Genomic DNA, 688 nt, shown 5'->3' on the forward strand with positions numbered 1-688 from the left:
CCGGCGCCGTGATCTCGATGACTGAAATCGTGATCATCGCCGTCGCGTTCATCGTGATGGGCGGCCTGCTGCTGCTCGTGCACAAGACCAAGCTCGGCCGCGCGATGCGCGCGATCGCGGAAAGCCCGAACACCGCGAGCCTGATGGGCGTGAATCCGAACTTCGTGATCTCGGCGACCTTCATGATCGGCTCGGCGCTCGCCGCGCTGGCCGGCGTGATGATCGCGTCCGAATACGGCAACGTGCACTTCTACATGGGCTTCATTCCCGGCATGAAGGCGTTCACCGCGGCGGTGCTGGGCGGGATCGGCAACCTCGGGGGCGCAATGGTCGGCGGGGTGCTCCTTGGTCTCATCGAGCAATTGGGCGCCGGCTATATCGGCAACCTCACGGGCGGCGTGTTCGGCAGTAACTACCAGGACGTGTTCGCATTCATCGTGCTGATCATCGTTCTCGTGTTCCGTCCGTCGGGCCTGCTCGGCGAACGGGTCGCGGACCGCGCGTAACGAAAGGGGAGCAAGAACATGACATCCATTCAACCGATCGAAACCTCGACGACGCTCGTCGAAGAACGCAACACCGCGAAGACCGTCACCATCGGCATCCTGACCGCGGCGTTCGTGATCGCCGCACCGATCGTGATCGGCGCGGCTGGCGGCAACTACTGGGTCCGCGTGCTCGACTTCGC

1 protein-coding gene and 1 pseudogene are annotated in these 688 nt (G+C 63.8%); both read left to right on the top strand.

Annotation, left to right across the window (positions count from 1 at the left end; all coding sequences use genetic code 11):
- Positions 1–506 (top strand): branched-chain amino acid ABC transporter permease (locus ACV229_RS40590; RefSeq protein ID WP_448088657.1); only part of this gene is annotated, 506 nt, incomplete at its 5' end.
- An 18-nt stretch (positions 507–524) separates the two neighbouring features.
- Positions 525–688, top strand: a pseudogene (locus ACV229_RS40595) (ABC transporter ATP-binding protein); the annotation flags it as partial.

This window comes from Burkholderia sp. MR1-5-21 (assembly GCF_053427715.1).